The following is a 26,278-nucleotide window of genomic DNA, read 5'->3' as shown; positions in this document are numbered from 1 at the left end:
ATCGAGATACTAGACAATCGAACGAAAAGGCGCAGTAGATTGCAGGGCGTGAACCCGGACGAAGGCGCACGGACCGTGCACCGGCTGCGTGCACTCGCAGTCGAGCTGAACCTGCTCGGTGCCGAATTCGCGCAACTACACGGACTGCACACCACCGATCTGCGCGCCCTGATCTGCATCCTCGACGCCGACCGCGCGGGACTCGCCGCCACTCCCGGATGGCTCGGAGGTCAGCTCGGCATCAACTCCGCCTCGGTCACCGCCCTCCTCGACCGCATGGAGAAAGCCGGCCTGATCCGGCGCGACCGGGACGCCGACGACCGTCGCAGGTCGCTGCTCGCCGTGACACCCCGCGCCGTCGATCTCGGTCAGACGTTCTTCGGACCGCTCATCGACCGGACGGCCGCCGTCCTCGACGACTTCGACGTTGTCGAAAGAGCCACCATTTCACGGTTTCTCGACGGCGTGAACCGAGCGGTCGCCGTCGAACGCCGGGCCGGCGCTCAGCGCACGGACGGCGACGAGTCGAGGTCGCGGACACGACGCGCGGGCGACCCGGCGTAGAGCCCGTTCGGCTCGCAGTCGCGGGTGACCACCGTGCCCGCCCCGATGACACATCCGTCCCCCACCGTCACTCCGGGGAGGATGATCGCGCCTGCGCCGATCCAGCATCCGTCGCCGATCACGATCGGACGGTCGACCACCCGCCCGCCCCGGCCGGAGCTCGGACCGATCTCGTGCGTGCTCGTGATGAATTGGGCCCGGTGCCCGACAGCGACCTGCCTGCCGAGCGTGATGGGCGCGGTGCCGTCGAACAGCACTCCGCGGTTGACGAACGTCCCCAGCCCCATCGTGACGTCCTTGCTGCCGAAGTGGCAGCCTGAATAGATGCCGGCTCCCCACACTTTCGCGCCTGCCGCCATCAGCAGGAGAACCCGCAGCCACACGGGGACGAACGCGGAGGCCTGGACGATGGTGACGAACCGCATCCCGTCACCCTATCCCCACGGATCAGGTTCGCTATCGGACGTTGCTCGTCGTTAACTGCGACACCGCCCGAAGATCCGAGGCGCGGCGTACGATGTGGGCGCCATCGAAGATGCCCGAGGGGGGACAGTGAGACAACTGGATAGCGACGGATTCGCTGCACTGATGGAGTCCATCCCCCACGCGATCAGCGTTCACGACCGGGAACGAAACCTCGTGTTCAGCAACCCCGCCTGCGCGGCCCTGATCGGCTACGACACCGAAGAATTCGCAGACCTCGAACACGAGCATCTGTTCCACCCCGACGACGCCGAACTGTGGGGCACCATGCTCGCCCGCGTCCTGGGCACGGAAAGCACCAGCGCGACAGCATATCTGCGAATCCGCCACCGGGAAGGCCACTGGATCTGGGTGCGCGTCGCGGCGTCCACATTCATGGCAGGCACCGAGAGGTTGGTCGCACTCGTGCTCCAGGACGAATCCGACACGATCTGGGGCAACCCCACGGCCGCGAGGCAACCGATCCGATAACCGCCCGCTCACCGACCGTCGCCGGACGCCGCGCCACTGCACGGCGGAGTCCGGACGGTCGCGCCGCATCGCCGGCAGAAATGGGTGCGGTGCCCGCCGTTGTTCGACGTCGCGCACCCGCACACCTCCCACCCCACCAGGCACGTGTTGGCGGCCAGCGTGTGCCCGTTCGGACAGCGCCCCGGCGCTGTTTCGGTGCTGGCGGCCACACGTCGAATCTACCCGGTTATCGAACGTATGTGCGAGTTCGACCCTGAGTGCCGTCGCTGCGCTGGTCGGTCACATGTAGTTGCCCGGCGAACCGTCCTCCTGCCCGTCCTCCCGCTCCACCAGGAACCAGCTTCCAGGGGCGTAGATCAACTCCCGGGCGGCACGGACGATGACGAGCGCCCCGGACTCGTGAACGCTATAGCTGTCGTCGTCGCCGAAGTCGGTGACGGCGAACTCCGCCAATTGGTCGAATGATCGATGCGTCACAGTGAATGTCATGACGCCAGTGTCCCACCGGGACAAGGGGGATGAATGAGGAAAGCCTCCCACCCGCATTGTCTGCGGATGAGAGGCTTCTCTCGAAAGTGGAGCTAAGGGGACTCGAACCCCTGACCCCCACACTGCCAGTGTGGTGCGCTACCAGCTGCGCCATAGCCCCGTATTCGGTTGTTCTCCGCACTCGGAATGACTTCCTCCGTGCTCGAAGAAAGTTACACCATTGCCGACCTGGCCAACAAATCGCCTGGTCAGAGGCGCTTCGCGCCCGTGCGTGGTTAAGGAGTCCAGACACTCGTCAACCGCGCACGGGCGGCGGAGCCGCCTACAGCTGCGACACCCAGTTCTCATTGGAGAGTGCATCGATCACGGTGCCGTCCTTGACCACGGCAGGGGTGCCGGTAGCGCCGCTCGCGGCGAGGGCCTGACGGCCCGCCTCGGCGTGCGCACGGGCCTGCTCGACCTTCGCACCGGTGGTGATGCACTGGACGGCCTCGTCGGAGGCTCCGGCGTCGCCGGCGATCTGCGCCAGCTCCTCGTTGGTGTGATCGGAACTGCCGTTCTCCTTCGGCTGGTTCGACGGGGAGAACAGCGCGGCGTGGAACGCCGAATACGCCACGGCGTCACCGGTTTCTGCGACGCACTCGGATGCCGCGACGGCCCGGGTGGAGTAGTCACCGCTGGCCGACAGCTGGTCGAGGAAGTTCAGGACGTGATACCGGACGGCCACCTTGCCGTCGTCGATGGCCTGCGCGAGTTCCTGGCCGTTCTTGTTCTCGAGCTCGGCGCAGTACGGGCACATGGGATCTTCGAACAGGTCGACCGTGGTGGCCGCGTCGGGGCGGCCGAGAAGTACGACACCGTCGTCCTGCAGCGCCACCTGGACCTCGGAGTTCTGGACCCCGCCGTAACCGTCGTTGCGCGGCTTGCTGCGGTTGCTCTGCCAGATCACACCACCGATGACCAGTACGGCGATGACCAGTACCGCGAGCCCACCGAGAATGTAGGTGGACCGGCTGGACTCCGGCTGCGGGTTGTACTTGTTCTTCGAGCTCACGTGGATGCAGTCCTTCGACGTCGGATCGATTTACCGAATGCTTACTCTGCCACCGTCTGCTGAGGGGTCACTGAGAAAGTGGCGCGGGAGCCGAGCCCCAGCGCGAACGGGGAACGGGGGAACACGATCAGCCACACGGCCAGTGCGAGGAAGCCCACATCCCGGAGGATCTCCTTGGTGTAGTCCCAGCCGTTCACGTCGGCCGCACCGCCGCCGCCGAAGCATCCGCAGTCGATGGACAGCCCGCGGGCCCACACCGAGACGATCACAGCGATGAGCACGAGCAGGAGCGCGGCGGACACCGCGGCAGTGGCGCGGACGGCGAGCCCGATCAGCAGGAGCAGCCCGAGCGCGATCTCGAAGAACGGCAACGTGTTGGCGACGGGCCGGACGAGGTCCTCGGGAAGCAGCTGGTAGGCGCGGACCGCGATGATCGTCTGGGCGGGGTCGGCGACTTTGAGTGCGCCGGAAACCAGCCAGACGGCGGCGAGAGACAGCCGGGCGAGAAGGGAGACGACCTTGATCCACACTCGAACGAGCGTACCGAAGGCGCCGGTCAGACTGCCTCGACCGACACCTTGGGCGCCGGCTTGTTCGGCACGAGCAGCCAGCCCACTGCGGCGAGGAGCATGACCCCGCCGGTGACGCCGAATGCGACCGCGTAGGACAGGTGCTGGGCGAGCAGACCCGCTCCGACCGGTCCGAGGACTCCGCCGACGTCGGCGACCATCTGGAAGGTCGCCAGCACGGGACCACCCCGGGACTTCGCGCCCACGACGTCGGCGACCGCGGCTTGCTGCGCGGGACTCATCACTCCGGAACCGATGCCCGCGATACCGGACAGCACCAGGAAAACCAGCAGGTTCTCGCTGAGTCCCATCCCGACGGTGCTGGCGCCACACACCAGCAGTCCGAGCAGGACGAACAGCTTCCGGCCGTAGACGTCGGACAACCGCCCGGACACGATGAGGACGAGTGCATTGCCGACGGCGAAGACGGTGAGGGCGATGCCGGCGAGGGCGGCGTCGCGGTGCAGCGCCTCGACGACGAACAGCGGGACCATCGCGACCCGCACGCCGAAGATCACCCCGCCGAACGCGAAATTGGAGCCGAGCGCGGCGCGGTAGACGGGCTGCCCGAGCGCCTCCCGGAGCGTCATGGCAGCTCCGGCGGCGGTGGCGTCGGGCGCCGTCAGGTGCGAACCGCGCAGGCTCACGAAGACGACCGCGGCCGCGATGACGAGGGCGATCGCGTAGATGACGAACGGAACCCGCAGTCCGAATCCGACGAGCAGCCCGCCGACGAGGGGTCCGGAGATCGATCCCATCAGGAAGCTCGTCGCATAGAGCCCGGACACTCGGCCGCGGCTGTCCACCGGTGCGATGCGGATCACCAGGCCCATCGCCGACACCGTGAACATCGTCGAGCCGATGCCCCCGAGTGCGCGGAAGACGAGTAACTGCCAGTAGTCCCCCGCGACCGCGCAGGCGGCGGTCGAGGCGGCGACGATCAGGAGACCGGTGATGTAGACCGGCCGCTCCCCCAGTTTCTGCACGAGCCGGCCGCTGACCGGGGCGAAGACCAGGCGCATGAACGCGAACGACGAGATCACGACGGTGGCCGCCGTCACGCTCACGTCGAAACTGCGGGCGAACTGCGGGAGGGCGGGTGCGACGATCCCGAATCCGAGTGCGATGACGAAGCTGGCCGAGACCAGCACCCAGATTTCCGATGGGAGCCGCGGGCTGCGCCCGGCGGGCAGCCCGGCTGCGCGAGTGTTCATAGTTGAATCCGATGGTAGGTGCCCCCGCTTCGGCGGCGGCACCTACCCCGGCCGAACACCTACCTCAGGACGTCGGCCACCAGTTCCTTGGCCGCCGCCTGCACCTCCGCGAGATGATCCGGGCCCTTGAAGGATTCGGCGTAGATCTTGTAGACGTCCTCGGTGCCCGACGGCCGCGCCGCGAACCACGCCGACTCGGTGGTGACCTTCAGGCCGCCGAGGGCCGCGCCGTTACCCGGGGCACTCGTCAGCGTCGCGGTGATCGGCTCCCCCGCCAGTTCGGTGGCCGACACCTGTTCGGGCGACAGTTTCGCCAGTACCGCCTTCTGCTCGCGGGTGGCGGGGGCATCGATGCGGGCGTAGGCGGGGCTGCCGAACTGCTCTGCCAGTTCCCGATACCGGACCGACGGTGTCTTGCCGGTCACCGCCGTCATCTCCGAAGCGAGCAGGGCCAGGATGATCCCGTCCTTGTCGGTGGTCCACACCCCGCCGTCGTGACGCAGGAACGACGCACCCGCGCTCTCCTCGCCACCGAAGCCGAGCGAGCCCTCGAGAAGTCCGGGGACGAACCACTTGAAACCCACCGGCACCTCCAGCAGTTCGCGGCCGAGGCTCCCGACCACCCGGTCGATCATCGACGAACTGACGAGCGTCTTGCCCACCTTCACCGTCGAACCCCACCCCCTGCGGTGCGAGAACAGGTAGTCGATGGCCACCGCGAGGTAGTGATTGGGATTCATCAGTCCCCCATCGGGAGTGACGATCCCGTGCCGGTCCGCGTCGGCGTCGTTTCCGGTGGAGATGTCGAACCGGTCCCGGGCTCCGATCAGCGACGCCATGGCGTCCGGCGACGAGCAGTCCATGCGGATCTTGCCGTCGGTGTCGAGGGTCATGAACCGCCACGTGGCATCGACGAGCGGATTGACGACCTCGAGATCGAGTCGATGGGTGTCGGCGATCGCACCCCAGTAGTCGACGCTCGCTCCGCCCAGCGGGTCGGCGCCGATCCGCACTCCGGCGGTCCGGATGGCGTCGAGATCGAGGACGCTCGGCAGGTCGTCGATGTAGAAGCGGAGGAAGTCGTACCGCTCGGCCCGCTGGATCGCCCGGTCCGCGGACGTTCTCCGCACCCCCGAGAGGTCCCGGCGGAGTAACTCGTTGGCACGATCGGCGATGATCGTCGTCGCCTCGGAGCCGGCGGGGCCTCCGTGCGGCGGGTTGTACTTGAAGCCGCCGTCGCGGGGCGGGTTGTGCGACGGCGTCACGACGATGCCGTCGGCCTGCGACTCCGGGCCGCTGCGGTTGTAGCGGAGAATCGCGTGACTGACCGCGGGGGTCGGGGTGTACCGGTTCCGCGAATCGATCAGCACCGTCACGTCGTTCGCGGCCAGCACTTCGAGAGCCGACGTCCACGCCGGCTCCGACAGGGCGTGGGTGTCGCGCCCGACGAACAGCGGTCCGTCGATGCCCTGGGACGCCCGGTACTCGACGATGGCCTGGGTTGTGGCCAGGATGTGTGCCTCGTTGAATGCGTTGTCCAGGCTCGACCCCCGGTGCCCCGATGTCCCGAACACCACCTGCTGCAAGGGATTCTCGGGGTCGGGCACCCCGCTGTAGTACGCGGTCACCAGGTGCGCGATGTCTACGAGATCCTCCGGCAGTGCCACCTGACCCGCTCTGTCGTGCGCCACGAGACCTCCTGCAAACTCATCGGGATCGAACTCGACTACCCACCCATCCTGCACCCTCGCACCGGAGTCTGCCCTCAAGACGTCAATCGGAATCCCAGCCAGGCGGCGGCCAGTCCGGCCGCCACACTCGCGACCACGTAGACGACGGACGGGAGCGCCCGCCGGATCCGCAGCAGTCCCACCGATTCCACCGCGAACGTCGAGTACGTGGTCAGTCCGCCGCAGAAACCCGTGCCCAGCAAGGCGAACGTCTGCACGGACATCGACGCCCCCGACAGCAGTCCGAGGATCAGGCACCCGGCGACGTTCACCAGGAAGGTGGCCACCGGAAAGCTGCGGTACGAGTCGACGTACCGGCCGGTGAGGTACCGCGTCGTCGCACCGAGCGCGCCGCCCAGGGCGACGAGGAGGACGGTCATGCCGCCGCCGCCTGTCGCGCCAGCCGGTGCCGGTGACCGACGAGCATCCCGAGTCGCGCCGCGAGCAGAGCCGGTATCAGGGTCGCCACCACGTAGAGCGTCGCGGTGACGGCGTCCTCCCGCACCGCGTCGACGGCGAACGTCGAGAACGTGGTGAAACCGCCGAGGACCCCGACTCCCAGGAACAGTCGCCACAACCGGTCCGGTCCGACCGTCTCGGCGAGGTACCCGAGCATCAGTGATCCGACCACGTTGATCAGCAGGACGGTCCAGATGCCCGGCCACAGTTCGGCCAGCAGGAATCTCGCGGACGCACCGAGTGCACCACCCAGGGCGACCACGGCCACCGGTTTCGTCAGGGACACGGCACACATCGTGTCACGGCTGAGGGGCGGGCGTTCGAACTCCGCAGGGCACAAAAAAATCCGGGCCGGACACCTGGTGGTGTCCGGCCCGGACTCGGTGGAGCTGCCGGGAATTGAACCCGGGTCCTCCGCAGCAAAGCTAGGGCTTCTCCGTGTGCAGTTTGCTATGTCTCTACTTGGATCTCCCAGTCTCGCAAACAAGCCAGGATGACGATCCCAGTCGCTGTTGGTTGTCCCATTCGACTCCGCGACCGAGTCGAACGGTAAAGCCCTCTAGCTGATGCCAGTACCCGGGCCGAGGGCGAACCCGGACTGACAGACACGCAGTCGCTACTTAGGCAGCGAGTGCGTAGTCGCGCTGATTGGAATCGGCGCTTATATGTTTGCAGCGACGCTTACGGTGGTCTCTTGCCTGCACCGACACGCTTCCCCTACCTCAACGTACGCAGTCGAAACCGTTCAGCCCCGTACGTGCCCCACGAGTCTCGCGGGGCCACCTAGTGTAACGCGAACCCGGTCCGGATTCATCCCGGTTTTCCTCCCGAGTGTCGGCGGCCGTATTTCAGCTGGCCACGGCGATCATTCCGACGGCCGCGAGGGCGAGGAGCATCCCCGCCTGCTGCATTCTGCTCACCCGTTCACCGAGCATCACCATCGCCAGCAGCACGGTGGCGGCGGGGTACAGCGATCCGATCACGCTGACGAGCGACAGCAGACCGCCCTGGAACGCGTACATCATCGCCGCGTTGGCCAGGACGTCGAGGAAACTCACGTACACGGCGAGCTTGAGGGGTTCGCCGTGCGGCAGCACGAAGTGGCCGGCGGACAATGCGACGAGCCACACCACCGCGGTCGCCGCGGCACGGGACACGGCGAGCGCCCACATCCCGCCGTCGTCACCGATCTGGTGCAGCGAGACGAAGGAGAGCGCGAACGCGATGCCGGATCCGACGGTGAGCAGCGCCACGGTGCGGGTGAAGCGCAGCACCCTGCCTCCGGCGACCTCCCCCGCGGTCTCGTCGGGAGATTCCCTGCTGACGAGGACGACGGCAACGAGGGCCACGGCGATCCCGATGTACGCGATGGGCCCGGGTCGCTCGCCGAACGCGAGCCCGATCAGTACCGGAATGCCCGCGACCAGCACGGCCGTCAGCGGCGACACCACCGACATCGGTCCCGAGGCCAGCGCGAGGTAGAACCACCAGACCGCCACGCCACCGGCCACTCCCGCCAGGGCGCCCCAGACGAGGGAGGACGAGGTGAGGGTGCCCCCGGCGAACGGGGCGATCACGAGCACGATCAGCAGCGACAGCGGGTACGACACGATGACGACGCGTAGAGCCGCGACCCTGCGGGACGCGACTCCACCGATGAAATCGCTCACGCCGTAACCGATCGCGGCCACGAGCGCGAGCAGGATGGACGTCAGCGCATGCCCTTGACTCGGCGGCCGAGTTCGCGGGTCACCTCGCGCTCGGCGGTCCGCCTGGCCAGATCCTGGCGCTTGTCGTAGTCCTGCTTACCCTTCGCGAGCGCGAGCTCCACCTTGACCTTGCCGTCGGAGAAGTACATGGACAGGGGAACCAGAGTCTGGTTTCCCTCCCGCGTCTTGCCGACGAGGTGTTCGATCTCCCGCTTGTGCAGCAGCAACTTCCGGGTACGGCGCGGCGCGTGGTTGGTCCACGTGCCCTGCGTGTATTCGGGAATGTGCAGTGAGCGCAACCAGACCTCACCGTCGTCGACGGTGGCGAACGCGTCTACCAGCGACGCCTTGCCCTCGCGCAGACTCTTCACCTCGGTACCGACGAGGGCGATCCCCGCCTCGTACACGTCGAGGATGGTGTAGTTGTGACGCGCCTTGCGATTGGTCGCAATGACCTTGCGGCCCTTTTCCTTCACGTTCCGGGCCTTTCAGTCCGCGATGTCCGAGGTGAACAGTTCGTACCCTCCAGCATAGGAGAAGAGGCAAGCCGAATTATTCGCGGACGTACAAGCGCAGGGTCACGTACGCGGTGACCGCCGCCATTCCGACGCCCACGAGGATCAGCACCGGTGAGACGAACAGCACGTCACTGTTGGAGATCCGGGCCACGATGTTGGCCTCGTAGACGTCCGCGAGCACGTCGTCGATGAACATGTTCTTCGCGGTGAACAGGCCGACGATGGCGAGGACGGCACCCACCAGCGCGGCGACCACCGCCTCGAGGAGGAACGGCAACTGCGTGTACCAGCGGGTGGCTCCGACCAGCCTCATGATGCCGACCTCGGTGCGCCGGGTGAATGCCGCGATCTGAACCATGTTCGCGATCAGCAGGATTGCCGCCACGGCCTGCACGATCGCGATCGCGAATGCCGCGTTGCGCACGCCGTTGAGGACGCTGAACAGCCGCTCCACCAGCTCGCGCTGGTTGAGGACGCTCTCGACTCCCGGGCGGGTGCCGAACTTCTCGTTGATCACGCCGAAGCGCTCGGGGTCGCTGAGCTTGACCTTGAACGAGGCCGGGAAGCTGTCGGGGCTGACGAGTGCGGCGAGCTCGGGTTGATCCTTGAACACCCGCTCCGTCGCGTCCTTCACGGCGTCGTCCCGGTTGAGGTACTCCACCGACACCACCGACGGCGTCTCCTCCAGCTCGGTGCGCAGCGTCTTGCAGATCTCACCCTCACACCCCGGGTCCGACGTGGAGATGTCGTCGGTGAGGAAGATCTGCACCTCGACGCGGTCCAGGAAGATCTGCTGGGTCTTGCCGGCCATCTGCACCACCAGCAACCCGCTGCCGAACAGGCCGAGGGAGATCGCGGTGGTGAGGATCATCGCGATGGTCATGGTGACGTTGCGACGGAGGCCGGTCAGGACCTCACTGAAAATGAAACTGGCACGCATCGGGGAATCAGAGTCCTTCGTAGGAGACTTGGGGACAATACTGAAGCTGGAGTGCAGGGAGGGCGGCTAACGCCCCACGCCGTACACACCCCGAGCCTCGTCGCGCACCACTCTGCCGAGGTCCAGCTCCACCACCCGACGGCGCATCGAGTCGACGATGTGGTGGTCGTGGGTGGCCATCACCACCGTCGTTCCGGTGCGGTTGATCCGTTCGAGCAGCAGCATGATGTCCTGGCTGGTCTCCGGGTCCAGGTTTCCGGTGGGCTCGTCACACAGCAGCACCAGCGGCCGGTTCACGAACGCACGCGCGATGGCGACACGCTGCTGCTCACCGCCCGACAGTTCGGTGGGGAGACGGTCCGCCTTCCCGGACAGCCCGACCATCTCGAGCACCTCGGGGACGGTCCGGGAGATCATCGCGCGGGGCTTCCCGATCACCTCGAGCGCGAACGCGACGTTCTCGGACACGGTCTTCTTCTGCAGGAGCCGGAAGTCCTGGAAGACGACGCCCATGCTCTGCCGCAGCTTCGGCACGCGCCGGGCGGAAAGCTTGTTGACGTGGAAGTCCGCGATGTGAATGTCACCCGACGTCGGCGACTCCTCCTTGAGGAGCAGGCGCATGAAGGTCGACTTTCCCGAGCCCGACGGGCCGATGAGGAAGACGAACTCGCCCTTGTCCACCTCGACGCTCACCTTGTCCAGGGCGGGCCTCGTGGAGGTCTTGTACGACTTCGACACATTCTCGACGCTGATCACGAGGAGCCAGTCTAGACGTTATCGAACAGTGACCAAATGGAGCGACGCGCGGACGTCATCGCCCACTCGGCGGTGTCGCCGACGTCGTCGGGACGGAAGACGTGGTCGGCGGTGTGCCCGTCGGCGGAGGCGGGAACGGGTTGGGAATCCCGAACGGCAACGTCGGGGTCGACGTCACCTGACTGGTCCCGGTGGGCGTCGTCTCCTGCGGGGTCGGCTCGGGCGTCGTCTCGGTGGTCGTGACCGTCTCCGACGTCGACTCGGTCGTCGTCTCGATCTCCGATGTCGGCAGCGTGGTCTCCTGAAGGGGCGCTTCCCGGGTGGGCACGACCGCCGGCGCGACGGGTCCCTGGACCACCTCTTCGACAGGGTTCAGGTACGTGTACAGCGTGTACAGCACCACCCAGAGGATGCACAGCACCAGCGTCGACGTCCGTACCCGTCCGCCGAAGATCTTCGCGGGAAGGAACGACGAGTGCAGAATCCGGTCCAGTCCGCGCCGGGGTTCGTCGGTCATCCCTCGCCCTCCGCTGCCCGGACCGTCTGGAGGTCCGGTTCGACGGTGATCCCCTGCCGTCTCATCGCGGTGGCGATGCGCACGCGCAGTGCGCGCCCCACCTGGAACTGCTTACCCGGCAGGGTTCGCGCCACGACGCGAACGCTGACCTCGTCGACCGTCAGACTCTCCACTCCCATCACCGTCGGTTCGTCGAGCAGTAGTTTCTTCAGCCCGCGATCCGCGAAGGCCTCGACACCGACCTGGTGCAGCACCTCGTTGACCCGGTTGATGTCCGACGTCGCCGGGACGGGAACGTCGATCACGGCGCGCGCCCAGTCCTTGGACAGGTTGATCGCCTTCACGATCTGGCCGTTGGGAACGGTGATGACCTCACCGTCCGAGTTCCGCATCCGGGTGACCCGGAGCGTGACGTCCTCGATCACACCCTCGGCGTCTTCCGACGACCCTGTCACCGCGAGCTGCACCGTGTCGCCGAACCCGTACTGCCGTTCGGTGATGATGAAGAAGCCGGCGAGGATGTCCTGCACCACGCGCTGCGCGCCGAAACCGAGCGCCGCACCGAGCACGGTGGCCGGGGCCACCAGGCTGCCGATCGGCAGGCTCAGCTGATCCAGCACCTTCATCGTCGCGATGACGTAGATGATGGTGATGATCACCCAGGTGATCACCTGCGCCACCGAGTGCCGATGCTTGGTCGCCTCGGACCGCACAAGAGCGTCGCCCTGCATGTAGTTACTGTCGATCCGGTCGGTGACCTTGCTGCCGCCCCAACTGACGAATCGCGCCATCAGGATCGCCCCGAGGACGGTGAGCGACACCGCAAGCCCCGTCGACGAGAGCCAGTCGAGCAGGTTCTGGGTGGGAGCGAACATCGCCGCCGTCGCTTCCATAGGTATTAGGACGCCTGATTCTCGCGCATCCGCCAGCGGATGCCCGATTCGAGGAATCCGTCGATGTCACCGTCGAGCACCGCCGACGGGTTATTGACCTCGTACTCGGTGCGCAGATCCTTGACCATCTGGTACGGGTGCAGCACGTACGACCGCATCTGGTTGCCCCAGGAACTGCCGCCGTCGCCCTTGAGCGCGTCCATCTCGGCGCGCTCCTCCTTGCGCTTGACCTCGAGCAGCTTGGCCTGCAGAACGCGCATCGCCGACACCTTGTTCTGCAGCTGCGACTTCTCGTTCTGACAGGTCACGACGATGCCTGTCGGGATGTGCGTCAACCGGACCGCGGAGTCGGTGGTGTTGACGGACTGCCCACCGGGCCCCGAGGATCGGTACACGTCGACGCGGACGTCGTTCTCGTTGACGTCGATGTGGTCGGTGGTCTCGACCACGGGCAGGACCTCGACCTCGGCGAACGACGTCTGGCGGCGACCCTGGTTGTCGAACGGGCTGATCCGGACCAGCCGGTGCGTGCCCATCTCGACGGACAGGGTTCCGTAGCTGTACGGCGCCTTGACCGCGAACGTCGCGCTCTTGATGCCGGCCTCTTCCGCGTAGGACGTGTCATAGACCTCGACGCCGTAGCCGTGCTTCTCCGCCCAGCGGACGTACATGCGCATCAGCATCTCGGCCCAGTCGGCGGCGTCGACGCCACCCGCGCCGGAGCGGATGTTGACCAGCGCGTCACGCTCGTCGTATTCGCCGGAGAGCATCGTCTTGACTTCCATCGCGGCGATGTCCTCGCGCAGGCTGTGCCGCTCGGCGTCGGCGTCCGCGATGGCCTCCGCGCCCTCGTCCTCGGCGAGTTCGTAGAGCACCGGCATGTCGTCGAGCCGCGACCGCAGTTCCTCGACGCGGCGCAGTTCGGCCTGCGAATGCGAGAGCTGGCTGGTGACCTGCTGGGCGTGCTCCTGGTCGTTCCACAGCTCCGGATCGGCGGCCTGGTGTTCGAGCTCGTCGATGCGGCGGCGCAACTCCTCCACGTCCAGCACCGATTCGACGGTACGGAGGGTGGTGTCGAGCTCGCTGAGGTCTGCGGATACGTCGGGATGCACGGTTCCCAAGGTTACCGGGTGCGCGCGCGGGCCCTCTCACCCCTGCTTCCCTGCCGAAGTCACCCCTTCCGTTCACGTCGAGTCGAACCCTTGCGCACCCCGGACGCTCCTTGTTACATGCACGAGTACGCACATGTTTGTGCCGCCATTCCGGACGGAGTCGACGATGACCGTGACCGACCAGTACCTGAAGAACAACGAGGAGTACGCCGCCGGATTCACCGGGCCGCTCCCCCTCCCCCCGAGCAAGCACGTCGCCGTCCTCGCCTGCATGGACGCGCGTCTGGACGTCTACCGGGCCCTCGGCATCCAGGAGGGTGAGTCGCACGTCATCCGCAATGCCGGCGGTGTGGTGACGGACGACGAGATCCGGTCGCTCGCGATCAGCCAGCGACTGCTCGGCACCACCGAGATCATCCTCATCCACCACACGGACTGCGGAATGCTCACGTTCACGGACGACGACTTCAAGAAGTCCATCCAGGACGAGGTCGGTATCAAGCCGGCCTGGTCGGCCGAGGCGTTCTCCGACCTCGACGAGGACGTCCGGCAGTCGCTGCGCCGCATCCGGTCCAGCCCGTTCATCACGGCGACCACGTCCCTTCGCGGATTCGTCTTCGACGTCGCCACCGGAAAACTCGCCGAAGTGAAGATCGACTGAGTTCGCGCCTGCGCGGCAGGAGTAAGCGGTACGAGTAATCTGGGCGACCGTGACCGACCTCCACGCCGACCTGCAACTCGCCCTCCGAATCGCGGACGAGGCGGACGCGATCACCAGGGCCCGATTCGGGGCGCTCGACCTGTCGGTCGACGACAAGCCGGACCTCACCCCGGTCACCGACGCCGACCTGGCCGTGGAACGGGCAGTGCGCGCGACGCTGGAAGCCGAGCGGCCCGCCGACGCCGTCCTGGGTGAGGAGTTCGGCGGCGACGCGCAGTTCACAGGACGCCAGTGGGTGGTGGACCCGATCGACGGGACCAAGAACTTCGTCCGCGGCGTCCCGATCTGGGCCACCCTGATCGCGTTGCTCGAGGACGGCGTTCCCACCGTCGGCGTGGTGAGCGCCCCGGCACTCGCACGCCGCTGGTGGGCCGCGTCGGGCGCGGGCGCCTGGTCGACGTTCGACGGATCGGAGCCCACTCGCCTCGCCGTCTCCGCCGTCGACCGACTTGGATCTGCCAGCCTCACATTCTCGAGCCTGTCGGGATGGAAGGAACTGGGCATCCGCGAACAGTTCCTCTCCCTCACCGACGACGTGTGGCGGGTCCGGGGCTTCGGTGACTTCTTCTCCTATTGCCTGCTCGCCGAGGGCGCTGTCGACATCGCCGCCGAGCCCGAGGTGTCGCTGTGGGACCTCGCGCCCCTCGACGTTCTGGTGCGCGAGGCCGGCGGCCGCTTCACCAACCTCGCCGGCGCCGACGGCCCGCACGGAGGCAGCGCACTGGCCACCAACACGCTGCTGCACGACGAGGCGCTGTCCCGTCTGCGCTCGAACTGACGTAAGGGCCGGCACAGACAGCGGGTTCTGACAAGACTCCGACAGAGGAGTCCGCCTCCGCCATCCTCGGCCGCGAGACTCCCCGATTCCACCGTTGACCGCGTCCACCGTCGACGATTCCGGGGCCGCTACTTCACGCCCACCGCACGCGCGGGCAGGTTCGGGATCCTGCCTGGTCGCAGGACCCCCACCTGGGGTTGCGGCGAACCGCTGCTCGGTCGAGCCGATTCCGCCCTCGCTCGCGCCGTCCCTCGACTCGCCCCGGCGGGGACGGAGCCGACGAATCGCGCGGATCTCGATCACCCGCTTCACCGTGGGTGCGGATTCGCCGCCACCTCCTCCCCGAACAGGCGCCGGGACGCTTCCGCGGACGATCGCAGGCACTCGAACTTACTCGATAGTAGACACCCACCTTACTGCTGAGTAAGATAGATCGTGTCCACGCCCGAACACCGAGAAACAGCTGGTGATCATGAGCAAGCAAGACACTGTTGCCCCCAACGACAGCGCGAAGCGGAAGCCCCGCGACACGTCCGCCGTCGGACTGAATCCGGTCAAGCGCGACGCCATGGGTGCCGCGATGCGCGTGCTGACCAAGATCACCGGTTCCGATCTGGCCGAGAAGTACAACCTGCGCCAGACGATCGACCGGGTGACCTACGAAGGCACGAAGACCGGCTTCAAGACGCTCGGCGCCGCGACCCGCGGGTTCCAGAAGGCGTCCGGCGGCGGTGCGCCGAAGCGCCTCCCCGACAACCCGACCGCCAAGGCCGGCTACTTCGACCTCACCCCGAGCGACGAGCAGCAGATGATCGTCGAGACCGTGCGGGAGTTCGCGGCCGAGATCCTGCGACCCGCGGGCCACGACGCCGACGCTGCCGCCGCGGCCCCTGCGGATCTCGTGAAGCGCGCCGCCGAACTCGGCATCACCCTGATCAATGTTCCCGAGGAACTCGACGGGGCCGCCAGTGAGCGCGGGGCCGTCACCAACTCCCTCGTCGCCGAGGCTCTCGCCCACGGCGACATGGGACTCGCCCTGCCGATCCTCGCGCCGAGCGGGGTCGCCGTCGCCCTCACCCAGTGGGGCACCGACTCCCAGCAGAAGACCTACCTGCCCTCGTTCACGGGCGAGCAGGTTCCGAACGCCGCCGTGGTCGTCAACGAGCCCCGCGCACTGTTCGATCCGTTCGCGTTGCAGACCAAGGCGGTTCGCTCGCCCAGCGGTTACAAGCTCAACGGCGTCAAGAGCCTCGTTCCCGCCGCCGCCTCGTCGGAGTTGTTCATCGTGGCAGCCGAACTCGACGGCAAGCCCTCCTTCTTCATTGTCGAGGCCGACACGAAGGGGCTCGTCGTCGAGGCGGACCCGAGCATGGGTCTGCGCGCCGCGGGCCTCGGCCGGCTCAACCTCACCGACGTCGCCGTGCCCGAGTCGGGTCTGCTCGGCGACGCCGACGCCGACGTCCGGAAGGCCGAGTACGCCGACGCCATCCGGCTGGCCCGCCTGGGCTGGGCGTCGCTCGCGGTCGGAACCGGACAGGCCGTTCTCGACTACGTGATCCCGTACGTCAACGAGCGGGTCGCGTTCGGCGAACCGATCAGCAACCGTCAGGCGGTCGCGTTCATGGTCGCGAACATCGGCATCGAACTCGACGGCCTGCGTCTGGTGACGTTGCGCGGCGCCTCGCGCGCCGAGCAGGGGCTCTCCTTCGCCCGCGAATCGGCCCTCGCCCGAAAGCTGGCATCCGAGAAGGGCATGCAGATCGGCCTCGACGGCGTCCAGCTGCTCGGTGGCCACGGTTACACCAAGGAACATCCCGTGGAGCGCTGGTACCGCGATCTGCGCGCCATCGGCGTCGCCGAGGGCATCGTCCTGATCTGAGCGGCCGGATTCGAACTAAGGAAACTGTCATGATCAACCTCGAACTTCCCAAGAAGCTCAAATCCTCCGCGAATCAGGCGCACCAGGTCGCCGCGGAAATCTTCCGGCCGATCTCCCGCAAGTACGATCTCGCGGAGCACGCCTACCCCAAGGAACTCGACACCATGGCCGCCATGGTGGAGGGACTCAACGACTCCGGTAAGGGCGCGGCGGGCGCCGCCCTCGGACGGGGCGACGAGCCGAAGGTCATCGGGAACGTGAACGGCGGCAACATGTCGTCGCTGATGAACGTCATCGAAACCTGCTGGGGCGACGTGGGTCTCACACTGGCGATCCCGTACCAGGGCCTCGGCAACTCGGCCATCGCCGCCGTCGCCACCGACGAGCAGCTCGAGCGTTTCGGCAAGGTGTGGGCCTCGATGGCCATCACCGAACCCGGTTTCGGTTCCGACTCCGCCGCCGTCACCACCACCGCGGTGCTCGACGGCGACGAGTACGTGCTCAACGGCGAGAAGATCTTCGTCACGGCCGGCGAGCGCTCCACGCACATCGTCGTGTGGGCCACCGTCGACAAGACGAAGGGCCGCGCCGCGATCAAGTCGTTCGTCGTCCCGCGCGACGCCCCGGGCCTGAGCGTCGCCCGCCTCGAGCACAAGCTGGGCATCAAGGCGTCCGACACCGCGGTCCTGCTGCTGCAGGACTGCCGGATCCCCAAGGACAACCTGCTCGGCACGCCGGAGGTCAACGTCGAGAAGGGCTTCGCCGGCGTCATGCAGACGTTCGACAACACCCGTCCGATCGTCGCCGGCATGGCGGTCGGCCTCGGCCGCGCCGCGCTCGAGGAACTACGCAGCATCCTCTCCGACGCCGGTGTGGAGATCTCCTACGACACTCCTGCGTACAACCAGCACGCGGCCGCCGCCGAGTTCCTGCAGCTCGAGGCCGACTGGGAAGCCGCCTACCTGCTCGCGCTGCGCGCAACGTGGATGGCGGACAACAAGAAGCCGAACTCTCTCGAAGCATCGATGTCGAAGGCGAAGGCCGGTCGCACCGGAACCGCCATCTCCCTCAAGGCCGTCGAACTCGCCGGCACCTTGGGCTACTCGGAGCGCCCGCTGCTCGAGAAGTGGGCGCGCGATTCCAAGATCCTCGACATCTTCGAGGGAACGCAGCAGATCCAGCAGCTGATCGTCGCTCGCCGTCTGCTCGGAAAGTCGTCCGCCGAGCTGAAGTAGCAGCTCGAGGGGGACTTTCATCGAGGGGTGTAGCCCCCGCCGCACTCAGCTGCGGCGGGGGCTTCTTCGTGCGGGACGCCCGGCTTCACCGGACCGCGCGGCCGGACCCCTGTCGTCATCTACGCTGGACGGGAAATCCGTCACTGCAGCCGGAGGGGTTCTCCATGCCAGCTCAGCACTTCCTCACCAAGATCACGGACACCGTGGGAGCTGTGCGGGTGATGAACCGCGCAGGCCTCGTTCCCTTTCCCCGCGTCGACCAGGGCGTCCGATCGATTCTGGCCGTGCGGAAGTACGGTCCGTTCGCCGGGCCGGTCCACGCCAATGCCGAGGCCGGACTGGATGCGGTGGCCCTGATCGACGAGCGCGGCTCGCTCACCTACACCGACATCGAGGAGCAGTCCAACGCCCTGGTGCGGGCGTGGCAGGCCGACGGCATCACTCCCGGTTCCGTCATGGGATGCATGTGCCGCAATCATCGGGGCCTGGTCCTGACGATGCTCGCCGCCGCCAAGAACGGCACCAAGCTGGTGCTGATGAACACCGGGTTCGCCCGGCCCCAACTCGTCGACGTCGCCGCCCGCGAGCAGGTTCAGGCGTTCGTGTACGACGACGAGTTCCACGCGGTCGCCGAAGCCCTTCCGGACGAGGTCATCGCCTATCGCTCCTGGGCGGAGGACGATTCGACGTCCCAGGTCCGCACGCTCGACGACGTGATGGAGGGCAGAGACCGCAGTTCGCTGCCCGCGCCGTCCACTCAGGGCGGATTCGTCCTCCTCACCAGCGGCACCACGGGCACACCGAAGGGCGCTCCCCGCGGACACACGTCGCCGCTCGCGTCGGCCCAGTTCCTCGACCGGGTTCCACTGCGACGCGGGCAGACGATGATGATGGCGGCACCCGCATTCCACGGGACGGGAGTCTCCCAGTTCGCACTCGCGCTGGCACTGGGCCAGACCGTGGTGATGCATCGCAAGTTCGATCCGGAGAACACGATCCGCCTGGTCGAGCAGCACCGCTGCGACACACTGGTCGTCGTTCCCACCATGCTGCAGCGCATCATCGACCTCGGGCCGGAGACCCTGGCCAAGTACGACACGTCGAGCCTGAAGATCATCTTCGCGGCCGGGTCCGCCCTCTCCCCCGACCTCTGCAAACGCACCACCGCCGCTTTCGGCGAGGTCCTCCACAACCTGTACGGCTCCACCGAAGTCGCCGTCGCCACCGTCGCGACTCCGGCCGACCTCGCGCTGGCGCCGGGCACCGCGGGGCGGGCACCCGTCACCTGCCACGTGGAACTCTATGACGAGTCGGGTCAACGGATCACCGAACCCGAGACCGTCGGACGGATCTTCGTCGCCAGCGGTCTCAGCTTCTCCGGATACACCGACGGTCGCGACAAGGAGCGCATCAACGGTCTAATGTCCACCGGCGACGTCGGCCACTTCGACCGCAACGGCCTCCTCTTCGTGGACGGCCGGGACGACGACATGATCGTGTCCGGCGGCGAGAACGTCTACCCCCTCGAGGTCGAGAACCTGCTCGCCGACCGTGAGGACGTGCTCGAGGCCGCTGTGATCGGTGTCGAGGACTCCGAATTCGGCCATCGCCTCAGGGCTTTCGTGGTACCCGGCCCGGGATCCGCGAAGGACGCCGACGAGTTGAAGGCCCACGTCAAGTCGAACCTGGCGCGGTACAAGGTGCCCCGCGAGGTCATCTTCATCGAGGAACTTCCCCGCAACGCGACGGGCAAGTTGCTGCGTCGCGTCCTGATCGAGATGGACGTTACGGAGAGCTGATCCCGATCGCGGGATCGGTGAATCGATTCGTGTAGATCTGTTCCGCGGTCAGCGAATCCGGGATCGCGGCACCACCGGCGACGAGGATCGGTTTCAGTTCGTCGACCGTCCCCTGCACTCGCGCCATGTCGTACGTTCCGACCGATCCGTCGGCCTCGTTCGCGATCAGCCCTTCGTCCTTCAGCAGTTGCGCACTGAACTCCGCCTCGCCCTCGGTATAAGGCGAGAACGAGGAGTCCTGGGACACGACGTCCACGATGGCCTCGTTGGTGGACTCCGGAGCGGTGACATAGTCGGCGGTGGACTGCTGGATGATCGGCACCAGCTTCTGCAGGCAGGGCGTCAGCGATTCCACCTTGTCCGCGCGGACGGAGACGTTGGACGCGTAGATGTCGAAGCCCGAGTCTTTCAGGAGGTCGTAGGCGACCGGTTTGTCCCAGGCGGGTGTCTCGTACTCGTAGGTGTACGGCTCCGAGTTCGCGAAACCCTGTTGCGCGATGGCGGGATCCCCGACGAACCGGGACGGCGCGCCGTCGTAACTCGTGTCGAGCTGCGACTCCTTCAGCAGACCCCGCGCCACCAGCCACTGGGGAAACATTTGTTCCTTCGAGACCACGACGGAGGCATCCGACCTTCCGATGTCGGCCACGGTCCGCCAGTCCGGGTGGGTCTCCGCATCCCACATCAGGATCGCCGGGCTGTACTTCAGGAGCGGCGTCACCGCCACGACCGGTTGGTTCGCGGCCGCGGCGATCACCTGATCCCCGTGAACCACGCCGAGTGCGATCGAATCGTCCACGTACATCTGCGAAGTCACCGACTGGAAGCCGATCGCCGGACCGCCGGCGCGGAGTGTCAGATCCACCCCCGTGTCCTTGCCGTCGGCCACCAGCGGTCCTGTCACGGACTTGTCGTCGGCGTCGACGGCGTATCCGGGGCCGAGCATCCGGAACAGCCCACCCATGTCCGACTGCGGCTGCCACTGCAGCTGGACCACGACGTTCTCCGGGCATACCCCGGCGAGGTTCTGCGATTCGGCCGCGGGTTCGAGGGTGACCCCGGAGGCGCTGCCGCCGTCGGACGAAGTGCACGCCGAGAGGCCGAGTGTGGCCAGCACGACGGCGGACATGCCCGCCTGCCGAAGGGTCCTACTGTTGCGGTTCATCGTTCTCCTCGCGAACACGATCGAAGTCGGTGGTCGCCGGGTACCGCGGAGCCGCGGTGAACACTCATGACGACCAAGGGAATTCGGTGCCGACTCCACGCGTCGGCGACCGGTGCGCCAAGTGTGCACCCGGTCTGATTACATGCAATATCGGTTTTGTTTCATTCACGTGAACGGACGCCCTCCCGCTCCCTATCACGTCTACTTACTCTGCATTCCGCGCACGCTCGACCACATGTCACCACGTGTTAACACTCCGCAACCCGGACGACATGCATGCAATCCAGACTATTTTCATCGAACTATCCATTCTTTGCATGCATTTCACGGCCACCTTGGAGGTTGGGATGAGACTCGCCGACACGACGCAGGACGTCGACGCACGCCGGCTCACACACGACGTCGCGATCGCCTTCAGCACCGTCGTGAAACGGTTCGACACGGGAACCGTCGCACTGGACGGCATCGACCTCGACGTCCACCGCGGCGACTTCGTCGCCGTGGTCGGACCTTCGGGCTGCGGGAAGTCGACACTGCTGAGAATGGCAGCCGGACTGGAACGTCCGACCGACGGATCCGTGGCTCTGGCCACCGACTCCGTGGGGTTCATCTTCCAGGAACCCACCCTGCTGCCCTGGCGGACCGTACGCGCCAACGTGGAACTCTCGGCCGAACTCGGCCGGGGCGACGCGGCGGTCCGGAGGGCACGCGCGGCCGAGGCCATCGCCGCCGTCGGACTGGACGGTTTCGCCGACCAGCTGCCCCGGTCGCTGTCCGGCGGAATGAAGATGCGCGTCTCGCTCGCCCGCGCCCTGACACTCGCACCCGAGGTGATGCTGCTCGACGAACCGTTCGGGGCACTCGACGAGTTGACCAGGCTCGACATGCAGGTCGAACTCCACAGCCTGTACAGCAGGAAGGGGTTCACGTCGATGTTCATCACCCACTCGGTGTCCGAGGCGGTGTACCTCGCCAACCGGGTCGTCGTCATGACCGCGCGGCCCGGACGGATCGCCTCGGTCATCGACATCGACTTCCCTCACCCGCGAAGCCCCGAACTGCGATTCGACCCGAAGTACACCGAGTACGTCGCCCAGATCTCGAACAGCCTGCACGGGAGCACACGATGACCGAAGCACCTGTCCTGCCCCGTCCCATCGTGAGCGCGCGGACCCCGGCCGTCACGGAGCCGAGCGGCCCCTCGGCGCGGCGGCCGCGAACGGTCAGGGTGGCCGCGGGACTGCTGTTTCCCGTGCTGTCGCTAGCGGGAGCACTCGTCCTGTGGTCCGCGGTGAGCTGGTTCGTCCTCTCCCCCGAACGACAGTTCCTCCTTCCTCCGCCGAATCGCGTTCTCACGCAGTCGCTCCTGGACTGGAAGCACCTGTCCCCGATGCTCGAGGCCCTCGCCGTCACTGCCCGCGTCGCGCTGGTCGGCTTCGTCGTGGCCGTGCTCGTCGGAGTCGGTACGGGGGTCCTGATGAGCCGCGCGAAGTGGATCGAACGGATCGTCTACCCGTACGCCGTGGTGCTCCAGGTGATTCCGATCCTCGCGATCGTCCCGCTGATCGGTCTGTGGTTCGGTTACGGGATGACGGCCCGCACACTCGTGTGCGTCCTCATCGCCGCCTTTCCCATCATCACCAACACTCACTTCGGACTCCAGTCCGTCGACCGCGGCCTCCACGAACTGTTCACTCTCGGCCGGGCATCCCGATGGGATCGCCTGGTGAAGCTGGAACTTCGCGCGGCACTGCCCGCCGTTCTCACCGGCATTCGCACCGCGTCCGGCCTCGTCGTGGTCGGCGCGATCATCGGAGACATGTTCTTCGCCAAAGGCGAGCCCGGCATCGGCACGCTTCTCGACGTGTTCCGCAGCCGGCTCCAATCCGAGGATCTCATCGCCGCGATCGTGATCGCGTCGCTCTTCGGTGTCGCCGTGTTCTCCGCGTTCGGCATCCTGTCCCGACTGCTGGTCGGCAGCTGGCACGCGTCCGGCCACAAGTCCTGAGCACACCTTCCCCGAAAGGCCGTCATGCCCACTTCCCCGTTCACCGTCCCGACCGTCGACATCAGCGCGTATCTCGCCGAGGGAGCCCGCGCCCACAACAGTGCCGAATGCGCACGTGTGGCGGCGGAACTCGACACCGCCTGCCGTGAGGTCGGTTTCGTCCAGATCGTCGGTCACCGGGTTCCCGGAGCGACGGTCGACCGCCTGGCCAGTGCACTCGACGAATTCTTCGGACTCCCGCTCGAGACCAAGAAGAAGTACCGGCGCTCCTCCTCCGAGAACCGCGGGTACTCGCCGCCCGCGTCCGAGTCCCTGAGCATGAGCCTCGGGGTGGAGTCCGCGAACAGGATGAACGATTTCTACGAAGCCTTCGTCGTCGGAACCGAGACCACCGACTACCCCGACGTCGAAGTCCCCGAGACCAGCTACGCCACCAACACCTGGCCGGACGACGCCCCGTCCTTCCACAGCGGGGTGCAGGAGTACTTCGCACACGCCCAGGAACTGGCGCGAATTCTCATGGCCGCGTTCGCCGATGCCCTTCGGGTGGAACCGGGATACTTCGACGCGATGGTCGACCATTCGATCAACGCATTGAAGATGAACAACTATGCGCTTCCCGAGGGCGAGGTCGCATTCGACGGTGATGCCACCGGCATGGGCGCCCACACCGACTTCGGTATTCTCACGATTCTCTGGGCCGATCAGGTTCCCGGCCTGCAGATCCTCGGCTCCGACAACGCGTGGCACGATGCGCAGCCCGCCGACGACGCGTTTCTCATCAACCTCGGCGACGCCATGGCCCGGTGGACCAACGACCGGTGGCGCTCGACCGTGCATCGGGTGAATCCGCCCGTCACCGACGGGCAGATCATTCGCCGGCGATCCGCGGCGTTCTTCTTCGACGGGAACCACGACGCCGTGATCGAACCGCTCCCCGGGACTCTCGTCGACGGGGAGCCGGGATATCCGCCGATCACGGTCGCGGAGAACATCGCGGCCAAGGTCGCCGGCCTGAAGGCGGGCGTCAAACCGACTGCGGCACTTCGCGAAGCCGCGCGGGTCCTGTCCGCCCGCTAGCAGGATCAGTCGGTGGGGCGCCCTCCCGCCGGCGATCGAATAGAGTCGACGCAGGAGCCGGGCCGGGCGGCGAGGTCACGACCCGCCTCGAGGAAGGGTTCGGAAGGATCGATGACACACACGGAACGAGCCCTGCTCACCGAATCCGTTCACGACACTCTTCGTGAACAGATCTTCTCCGGCGAACTGCCCCCCGGTACGCCACTCAGCGTTCCGGCGCTGGCCGCGAAACTGAACGTCAGCCGTACCCCCGTCCGGGAGGCCGTGCAGCAACTCATCTACGAGGGCATCGCGGTCTACACCCGCAATGCGGGCGCCAAGGTCGATTCTCTCGACGCGGACTCGATCCGCGCCGTCTTCGAGGTCCGCGAGGTACTCGACGGGCTCGCCGCATTTCACGCGACTACCGCTGCCACCCACGAGACGGTGCAGCAATTGAAGAAGATGGTGCAGGTCCAACGTGAGCTGCTGGACGGGCCCGCCGATCAGCGCCGCGATTCACGGCTCGACCTCGAATTCCACACCCTCATCCGGGAAACCGCCCGCAACAAGCCACTGAGCGAAGCCCTCCTGCGGTTGGACGGGCAATCACATCTGTACCGGTCGGACATGTGGAGTGCGGATCTGAATCGGAGGCTGGCCGTCACCGAGCACGAGCGGATCGTCGGCGCCATCGAGTCCGGCGACGCGGTCGGAGCGCGGGCAGCAGCATGCGCCCATGTGGCGGGATTGCTGGTCCGAACGACGCGGATGTGAGAACCGCCCCGACGGGGGCGAGCGGAGACAAAAAAGAACCGGCGTCCTGGATTCCAGGACGCCGGTTCTTCGGTGGTAGCGGGGACAGGATTTGAACCTGCGACCTCTGGGTTATGAGCCCAGCGAGCTACCGAGCTGCTCCACCCCGCGTTGCATGAACAAAGTTACACGAGCGAACGAACGGATTGCAAATCGCCCGGAAAGCGTCCGAGTAGCAACCTTTCAGCACCACTCGAGTCACATCCGTTACCTGAATGTTATGACGCTCGTCACATTTCGTGCCAAATCTGTAACGCTGCCGAAACCTGAAACTTCGGGGACGACCTGGGAAAACAGCGGTCGTTCGTCCCAGTATTTGGACGCCCGTCACAGAAAATCGACCCGTGACCATTCCGTGATCACCGCGTACGTTCGTTGCCAGCCCGAAACTACCGGGCAACGCCGACCCGCCGCAGCTCGACCTGCCCCCGCGGGATTCGGAATCCCGACACCTCGAGGGGCAGGGACGAGGACAGATCGACCACCGGGTCGGCACACCAGCCGTTACCGCACCACCACCTCGTCAGCAGGCGCGGAGAGGAAACAACCACATGACCAATTCCAGCATCGTCAAGCGGACCATGGGCGCAATCGCACTCACCGGAGCAGTCATCGGAGTGCCGCTCGGTCTGAGCACCGGCACCGCATCGGCCGCTTCCGGAGACTGGGACGCCGTTGCAGCGTGCGAGAGCAGCGGCAACTGGGGCGCCGACACCGGAAACGGCTTCTCGGGCGGTCTGCAGTTCACCGACAGCACCTGGGCGGCGAACGGTGGCTCCGGCTCGCCGGCCAACGCCTCGCGCGAGGAGCAGATCCGCGTCGCCGAGAACGTCCTGGCAACCCAGGGACCCGGCGCCTGGCCGGTCTGCGGACAGTACCTCTGATCCGCACCTTGCTCGAAGTGCCCCGCGCGCAGCACGACTGCGCGCGGGGCACTCCTGCATTGCAAGGCTCCGCCCTACACCACCGGGATTCGTTTCCCCGCCATTTCGACGTGAGCCGCTGCACAAATTCGTGGTGATCCCCACCACATAACAGTGGGGTAACGAATGGACTCCGAAACGATATCGAGGCGCGTTGACCTGGAGCAACAGGGAAAATTCGCCTTCGCCGCCGGACAGCTGTCCACCATTTTCGCCAGGTGAACTGCGGGCAAAGCTCCCGTACGGTCGCTCTCGGCCCGAAACAACCGGGCGAAAGCCGGCCCGCCGCTGCTAGCTCTGCCCCGCGGGTTCGGAATCCCCGAAACCTTCGAGGGGCAGGGACGCGGCACAAAATCGCAGCCCGGCGTGACGACGCGAACGTCGTCACCCGCAGGCCGGCCACGCCAGCAAGCGCGG

General features: G+C 66.6%; 27 protein-coding genes, 2 tRNA genes, 1 other RNA gene and 1 pseudogene. 12 read left to right on the top strand and 19 right to left on the bottom strand.

Annotated elements, in window-relative coordinates:
• Window positions 1-39 precede the first annotated feature (39 nt).
• Window positions 40-564, top strand: a complete 525-nt coding sequence (locus tag CJ177_RS05410) for a MarR family winged helix-turn-helix transcriptional regulator (protein ID WP_025432317.1) — start codon at window positions 40-42, stop codon at window positions 562-564.
• Here CJ177_RS05410 and CJ177_RS05405 read toward each other — a convergent pair.
• Window positions 504-989 carry a DapH/DapD/GlmU-related protein gene (locus tag CJ177_RS05405; RefSeq protein ID WP_005240250.1) on the bottom strand — a complete coding sequence of 162 codons (486 nt, stop codon included), beginning with the start codon at window positions 987-989 and terminating at the stop codon, window positions 504-506. The two genes, CJ177_RS05410 and CJ177_RS05405, sit on opposite strands and share 61 nt — an antisense overlap.
• A gap of 127 nt (window positions 990-1,116) precedes the next feature.
• On the opposite strand from CJ177_RS05405, the gene CJ177_RS05400 reads away from it, so the two are divergent.
• Window positions 1,117-1,518, top strand: a complete 402-nt coding sequence (locus tag CJ177_RS05400) for a PAS domain S-box protein (RefSeq protein WP_005240249.1) — start codon at window positions 1,117-1,119, stop codon at window positions 1,516-1,518.
• A 279-nt stretch (window positions 1,519-1,797) separates the two neighbouring features.
• On the opposite strand, the gene CJ177_RS05395 is transcribed toward CJ177_RS05400, so the two are convergent.
• The 16 genes from CJ177_RS05395 to prfB form a co-directional block, all read right to left on the bottom strand.
• Window positions 1,798-2,007: a hypothetical protein gene (locus tag CJ177_RS05395; RefSeq protein WP_005240247.1), complete on the bottom strand. Its 210-nt coding sequence runs from the start codon at window positions 2,005-2,007 to the stop codon at window positions 1,798-1,800.
• A gap of 87 nt (window positions 2,008-2,094) precedes the next feature.
• A tRNA-Ala gene (locus CJ177_RS05390) sits at window positions 2,095-2,167 on the bottom strand.
• A 162-nt stretch (window positions 2,168-2,329) separates the two neighbouring features.
• Window positions 2,330-3,061: a DsbA family protein gene (locus CJ177_RS05385; RefSeq protein ID WP_005240246.1), complete on the bottom strand. Its 732-nt coding sequence runs from the start codon at window positions 3,059-3,061 to the stop codon at window positions 2,330-2,332.
• Between the two features lie 41 nt (window positions 3,062-3,102).
• Window positions 3,103-3,591, bottom strand: a complete 489-nt coding sequence (locus CJ177_RS05380) for a MauE/DoxX family redox-associated membrane protein (RefSeq protein WP_005240245.1) — start codon at window positions 3,589-3,591, stop codon at window positions 3,103-3,105.
• 26 nt (window positions 3,592-3,617) lie between these two features.
• Entirely contained in the window at window positions 3,618-4,844 is a 1,227-nt protein-coding gene (locus tag CJ177_RS05375; protein ID WP_005259609.1) for an MFS transporter, read from the bottom strand.
• 59 nt (window positions 4,845-4,903) lie between these two features.
• Complete coding sequence (gene pgm / locus CJ177_RS05370) at window positions 4,904-6,535, bottom strand: phosphoglucomutase (alpha-D-glucose-1,6-bisphosphate-dependent) (protein ID WP_025432316.1); 1,632 nt, start codon at window positions 6,533-6,535, stop codon at window positions 4,904-4,906.
• Window positions 6,536-6,609: 74 nt separating this feature from the next.
• A complete protein-coding gene (crcB, locus tag CJ177_RS05365; protein WP_005240232.1) occupies window positions 6,610-6,954 on the bottom strand; it encodes a fluoride efflux transporter CrcB in 345 nt (114 codons plus the stop codon).
• A complete protein-coding gene (locus CJ177_RS05360; RefSeq protein WP_005240230.1) occupies window positions 6,951-7,328 on the bottom strand; it encodes a CrcB family protein in 378 nt (125 codons plus the stop codon). The genes crcB and CJ177_RS05360 overlap by 4 nt, the downstream gene beginning before the upstream one ends.
• Before the next feature lie 86 nt (window positions 7,329-7,414).
• Window positions 7,415-7,786: a transfer-messenger RNA gene (gene ssrA / locus CJ177_RS05355) on the bottom strand.
• A gap of 95 nt (window positions 7,787-7,881) precedes the next feature.
• Window positions 7,882-8,736, bottom strand: coding sequence for a DMT family transporter (locus CJ177_RS05350; protein ID WP_080578160.1), 855 nt, complete (start codon window positions 8,734-8,736; stop codon window positions 7,882-7,884).
• 8 nt (window positions 8,737-8,744) lie between these two features.
• Window positions 8,745-9,218 carry an SsrA-binding protein SmpB gene (gene smpB, locus CJ177_RS05345; RefSeq protein ID WP_005240226.1) on the bottom strand — a complete coding sequence of 158 codons (474 nt, stop codon included), beginning with the start codon at window positions 9,216-9,218 and terminating at the stop codon, window positions 8,745-8,747.
• A 76-nt stretch (window positions 9,219-9,294) separates the two neighbouring features.
• Window positions 9,295-10,200, bottom strand: a complete 906-nt coding sequence (ftsX, locus tag CJ177_RS05340) for a permease-like cell division protein FtsX (RefSeq protein ID WP_005240225.1) — start codon at window positions 10,198-10,200, stop codon at window positions 9,295-9,297.
• Between the two features lie 66 nt (window positions 10,201-10,266).
• On the bottom strand, window positions 10,267-10,956 hold the full coding sequence (ftsE, locus tag CJ177_RS05335; RefSeq protein ID WP_005240222.1) for a cell division ATP-binding protein FtsE: 690 nt from the start codon (window positions 10,954-10,956) through the stop codon (window positions 10,267-10,269).
• A 55-nt stretch (window positions 10,957-11,011) separates the two neighbouring features.
• Window positions 11,012-11,473 carry a hypothetical protein gene (locus CJ177_RS05330; RefSeq protein ID WP_005240220.1) on the bottom strand — a complete coding sequence of 154 codons (462 nt, stop codon included), beginning with the start codon at window positions 11,471-11,473 and terminating at the stop codon, window positions 11,012-11,014.
• Window positions 11,470-12,366, bottom strand: a complete 897-nt coding sequence (locus CJ177_RS05325; protein WP_061041155.1) for a mechanosensitive ion channel family protein — start codon at window positions 12,364-12,366, stop codon at window positions 11,470-11,472. Before CJ177_RS05325 ends, CJ177_RS05330 begins: the two co-directional genes overlap by 4 nt.
• 5 nt (window positions 12,367-12,371) lie before the next feature.
• Window positions 12,372-13,478 carry a peptide chain release factor 2 gene (gene prfB / locus CJ177_RS05320; protein ID WP_005572212.1) on the bottom strand — a complete coding sequence of 369 codons (1,107 nt, stop codon included), beginning with the start codon at window positions 13,476-13,478 and terminating at the stop codon, window positions 12,372-12,374.
• Between the two features lie 166 nt (window positions 13,479-13,644).
• Between prfB and CJ177_RS05315 the strand changes: the two genes are divergently transcribed.
• The 5 genes from CJ177_RS05315 (at window position 13,645) to CJ177_RS05295 (ending at window position 19,890) form a co-directional block, all read left to right on the top strand.
• Complete coding sequence (locus CJ177_RS05315) at window positions 13,645-14,139, top strand: carbonic anhydrase (RefSeq protein WP_005240214.1); 495 nt, start codon at window positions 13,645-13,647, stop codon at window positions 14,137-14,139.
• A gap of 49 nt (window positions 14,140-14,188) precedes the next feature.
• A complete protein-coding gene (gene hisN, locus CJ177_RS05310; protein WP_005240212.1) occupies window positions 14,189-14,977 on the top strand; it encodes a histidinol-phosphatase in 789 nt (262 codons plus the stop codon).
• A 466-nt stretch (window positions 14,978-15,443) separates the two neighbouring features.
• Window positions 15,444-16,856, top strand: a complete 1,413-nt coding sequence (locus CJ177_RS05305) for an acyl-CoA dehydrogenase family protein (protein ID WP_095867378.1) — start codon at window positions 15,444-15,446, stop codon at window positions 16,854-16,856.
• A 29-nt stretch (window positions 16,857-16,885) separates the two neighbouring features.
• Window positions 16,886-18,091 (top strand): acyl-CoA dehydrogenase family protein, encoded by a 1,206-nt coding sequence (locus tag CJ177_RS05300; RefSeq protein ID WP_095867377.1) that lies wholly within the window; start codon window positions 16,886-16,888, stop codon window positions 18,089-18,091.
• A gap of 164 nt (window positions 18,092-18,255) precedes the next feature.
• Window positions 18,256-19,890 carry an acyl-CoA synthetase gene (locus CJ177_RS05295; RefSeq protein ID WP_095867376.1) on the top strand — a complete coding sequence of 545 codons (1,635 nt, stop codon included), beginning with the start codon at window positions 18,256-18,258 and terminating at the stop codon, window positions 19,888-19,890.
• Here the strand turns inward: CJ177_RS05295 and CJ177_RS05290 are convergent.
• On the bottom strand, window positions 19,877-21,055 hold the full coding sequence (locus CJ177_RS05290) for a nitrate ABC transporter substrate-binding protein (protein WP_095867375.1): 1,179 nt from the start codon (window positions 21,053-21,055) through the stop codon (window positions 19,877-19,879). The two genes, CJ177_RS05295 and CJ177_RS05290, sit on opposite strands and share 14 nt — an antisense overlap.
• Window positions 21,056-21,402: 347 nt before the next feature.
• On the opposite strand from CJ177_RS05290, the gene CJ177_RS05285 reads away from it, so the two are divergent.
• From CJ177_RS05285 to CJ177_RS05270, 4 genes are all read left to right on the top strand, one after another.
• Window positions 21,403-22,185 carry an ABC transporter ATP-binding protein gene (locus tag CJ177_RS05285; RefSeq protein WP_025432312.1) on the top strand — a complete coding sequence of 261 codons (783 nt, stop codon included), beginning with the start codon at window positions 21,403-21,405 and terminating at the stop codon, window positions 22,183-22,185.
• Window positions 22,182-23,063: an ABC transporter permease gene (locus CJ177_RS05280; protein ID WP_061041157.1), complete on the top strand. Its 882-nt coding sequence runs from the start codon at window positions 22,182-22,184 to the stop codon at window positions 23,061-23,063. The genes CJ177_RS05285 and CJ177_RS05280 overlap by 4 nt, the downstream gene beginning before the upstream one ends.
• 24 nt (window positions 23,064-23,087) lie before the next feature.
• A complete protein-coding gene (locus tag CJ177_RS05275) occupies window positions 23,088-24,143 on the top strand; it encodes an isopenicillin N synthase family oxygenase (RefSeq protein ID WP_095867374.1) in 1,056 nt (351 codons plus the stop codon).
• Between the two features lie 111 nt (window positions 24,144-24,254).
• A complete protein-coding gene (locus CJ177_RS05270) occupies window positions 24,255-24,899 on the top strand; it encodes a GntR family transcriptional regulator (RefSeq protein ID WP_061041159.1) in 645 nt (214 codons plus the stop codon).
• A gap of 73 nt (window positions 24,900-24,972) precedes the next feature.
• Here the strand turns inward: CJ177_RS05270 and CJ177_RS05265 are convergent.
• A tRNA-Met gene (locus CJ177_RS05265) sits at window positions 24,973-25,049 on the bottom strand.
• A 440-nt stretch (window positions 25,050-25,489) separates the two neighbouring features.
• Between CJ177_RS05265 and CJ177_RS05260 the strand changes: the two are divergent.
• Window positions 25,490-25,819, top strand: a pseudogene (locus CJ177_RS05260) (transglycosylase family protein); the annotation flags it as partial.
• Window positions 25,820-26,278 lie beyond the last annotated feature (459 nt).

Source organism: Rhodococcus sp. ACPA1 (assembly GCF_002300195.1).
GTDB lineage: Bacteria > Actinomycetota > Actinomycetes > Mycobacteriales > Mycobacteriaceae > Rhodococcus_F > Rhodococcus_F opacus.
This window is presented reverse-complemented; position numbering and strand designations above follow the sequence as displayed.